The organism is Bacillus sp. 05T31 (genome assembly GCF_056396725.1).
Genome location: NZ_JBFTMA010000542.1, coordinates 1 through 3078 on the forward strand (window position 1 = coordinate 1; position 3078 = coordinate 3078).

The window sequence follows — 3078 nt, forward strand, 5'->3', positions numbered from 1 at the left end:
TTATACAAAATATAGTTCTACTAAAAAAGAATAAAGAAGTTCATTAAGATATTCAAATTATTAACATATTTGTGTCATCTTTCTAGTTGTATTGAAAACGCTTTTATTCAGTTTTATAATAAAAGTATGTTTTATAAATCTCCAAAACAATTAATAGGGGAGATGATACAATGTTAGCTTCACCGTTTTACTTACATACATGGAAAAAGTTTGTTGATGAAGGTGTCCTTGATTCGAACCGTATAAACGAAAGAATTTCAGAGTCATGGCATCGATGTAAACAAGCAAATGTGAATCCTCATATGAATAAAGGTCAGAAAATTTTGTCTTCTGATATTTTTCAGGATCAAAAGAAAAAGAGTGAAATCTTCCTTGATATAGCAATACCTCAAATACAAAATATGAGAAAAACCATTGATGAACTGCAAATGATGGCATTATTAATTGATCCAGATGGTTATGTTCTATCATTAAGTGGAAATCAGCAAACGTTGAAACGAGCGAAACATATTAATTTTATTGAAGGTGTGAAATGGACGGAAGCAGCTGTTGGTACAAATGCGATAGGAACAGCGTTACAGATTGAAGAGGCTATTATGATAAGTGGTACAGAGCATTATTCTGTCGCATCTCATAGCTGGAGCTGTGCGGCCTCTCCGATTCATAATGATGATGGGAAATTAATTGGTGTTCTAGATTTCTCCTGTCCAATTGAGTTTTCACATCCATATATGCTCGGAATGGTAACTTCGATCGCGCATGCGATTGAACGTGAATGTAGTATTCGAGTACATCAAAATGAACTGCATTTAATCCATCGTTTTTTAGATGTAATTGACAGTGATGAACAAGTTGTTATTTGTAACCATCGTGATGTTATCGTTTCTGCGAGCAAGAGGGTTCGTGAACGAGTATGTAATTGGTCACGAATGAAACTTGAAGATTTAATGCACAATGGATTGAAACCTAAATTAGAAGTACCAGTATATAGTAATGATAGAATGATCGGGAAATGTATTTACTTAAAGGAAAATAAACAAGAAAATTTATTTTCTACTTACCCGTTTATAAACGGAATTACTTTCCCTGGAGTTATTGGGACAAGCAGCGTATTTCAACATACATTAGAAGAAATTAAGCTTGTTTCACCAACTGACGCTAGTGTATATGTATGTGGTGAAACAGGTGTAGGGAAAGAATATGTAGCGAGAGCGATTCATGAAAATAGTCCAAGAAAAAATGGTCCTTTTATAGCTGTTAACTGCGGTTCATTACCGAAAGAATTAATGGAAAGTGAATTATTCGGTTATGCTGAAGGTGCGTTYACAGGTGCGCGGCGCCAAGGATATAAAGGGAAATTCGAACAAGCAGAYGGAGGAACAATATTTTTAGATGAAATTGGTGAAGTRCCGCCAGAGATGCAAGTGGCATTATTGCGTGTTTTGCAAGAACGAACAGTAACCCCAATTGGTAGTTCAAAAGAGGTACCAGTAAATATTCGTATTATTACTGCGACACATAAAGATTTACTACGATTAGTAGAAGAAGGGAAATTCCGTCAAGATTTATATTATCGTTTACATGTTTATCCGCTATATGTTCCTTCGTTAATAGAAAGAAAAGAGGATATTCCGTACTTCATACAACATTTTTGTGAACGAAAGGATTGGAATGTTGTATTTCCAAAGAGTATTTGTAATCAATTTTCACAGCATACATGGCCCGGAAATATTCGAGAATTATTAAATGTATTAGAACGCATATACATTTTGTCGCAAGGACGGGAAATATGCGAAAAACAAATCTCTTTTTTATTACAAACAATGATTGGAAATCAACATCAACTTGAATTGCAAGCAGAAAATAAAACGGAGCATACATTAAATTTCCGTGAAAAAATACAGCGTGATAGCATGATTGAAGCGCTAGAAAAGACGAACGGAAATGTTTCATTAGCTGCAAAACTATTAGATGTGCCACGCAGTACATTTTATAAACGTATGCAAAAATTTAGGCTATAAAAGTAGATTTTTGTAATCTACTTTTTCTTTATGGGCTCACGTTCTGTCGGAATGTGCGCTTGCCAGGGAAATAATAGAATAATTAGAAAGAAGATTTCCTGAAGGGGGTTAGCATGTGAAGTATATTGAAATTGGAATCGGGAATAGGTGGTTCATTCGAACGGAAACCGAAAATAAAGATGGAACTGAATTCGAGGAACGAGGAATTATTAAACCAATTTATTTTGAGTCTTTATATGTACGGATTTGGTTTCGGAAAACGTGTTTTATTTTTGATACGAAAGAGGGCTTTAAGAAAGTAAGAAAARGTAGAGCTGAGTATAAGTTTATTGTTGGAATGGTGAGTAGGTTAAAACAATAGAATCACACAGGGGGTGTTTTTATGATTAGAATTATCACATTCATACTTGCTTTTATTATAATGGGCTATTCTATTTACAGTTGGAATGATGATTCGAAGCAAAGTATGCTCATTTTACAATTACTTTTAGGTTTTATGCTTGCCGGTATGGGGATACACAACGTTAAGAAGGATGAAAAAGAGAATAAGAATATGGGGTTGTTGCTTTTACTTACATCGCTATTTTGTATTATTGTATCGTTAATAAAATATTTTAAATAAACCGTTACTAAGCATATTGAGTAACGGTTTTTTGAGGTTATAATGTGCTATTTATATAACCCTGTCGTATACATTACCGTTAAAGTATGTACAATTTCTTCTAATTCTAGTTCTTTATCATTTTGCACGATTGTCCAAAGAAACGTTTCATTCATAGAGAACCAGCCGCATGCGACAATCTCTTTATTTAACTCAGTTCGTACTAATTCATTTTCCTGGGAATGGGTAATGTCTTGTATAATCCGTGTTACAAAGCGTTCGCGAATCTCATCCCATTTTTGACGTATTTCTTTTGAGGTTCTTATTGCTTCTTCAACAACTTGTAATATAGCTCTTTCTTCTTGTGCTAACTGTAAAAAAGCGCGCACTTGATTCTGAATCATATCTCGTGCTTCGACCTTTGTTTGAGGGGAAAAAGAGCGATCAGCAATATCA

Annotated in this window: 4 protein-coding genes; 3 read left to right on the forward strand and 1 reads right to left on the reverse strand. The window is 34.2% G+C overall.

Going from position 1 to position 3078, the window contains the following annotated elements; genetic code table 11:
- The first annotated feature begins 170 nt into the window (after positions 1–170).
- The 3 genes from AC1DJR_RS23785 to AC1DJR_RS23795 all read left to right on the forward strand — a co-directional run bounded on the left by AC1DJR_RS23785 (position 171) and on the right by AC1DJR_RS23795 (position 2643).
- On the forward strand, positions 171–2021 hold the full coding sequence (locus tag AC1DJR_RS23785; protein WP_429687222.1) for a sigma-54-dependent Fis family transcriptional regulator: 1851 nt from the start codon (positions 171–173) through the stop codon (positions 2019–2021).
- Between the two features lie 115 nt (positions 2022–2136).
- Positions 2137–2382, forward strand: a complete 246-nt coding sequence (locus AC1DJR_RS23790) for a DUF3977 family protein (protein ID WP_477003657.1) — start codon at positions 2137–2139, stop codon at positions 2380–2382.
- 21 nt (positions 2383–2403) lie between these two features.
- Positions 2404–2643, forward strand: coding sequence for a DUF3953 domain-containing protein (locus AC1DJR_RS23795; protein ID WP_002165667.1), 240 nt, complete (start codon positions 2404–2406; stop codon positions 2641–2643).
- A gap of 47 nt (positions 2644–2690) precedes the next feature.
- On the opposite strand, the gene AC1DJR_RS23800 is transcribed toward AC1DJR_RS23795, so the two are convergent.
- Positions 2691–3078, reverse strand: a 388-nt coding sequence (locus tag AC1DJR_RS23800; protein WP_477003658.1) for a TetR/AcrR family transcriptional regulator, incomplete at its 5' end; no start/stop codon positions are given.

What these genes read in the sequence shown, in the direction of transcription:
- AC1DJR_RS23795 (WP_002165667.1), top strand. Translation starts at nt 2,404, where the DNA reads ATGATTAGAATTATCACATTCATACTTGCTTTTATTATAATGGGCTAT.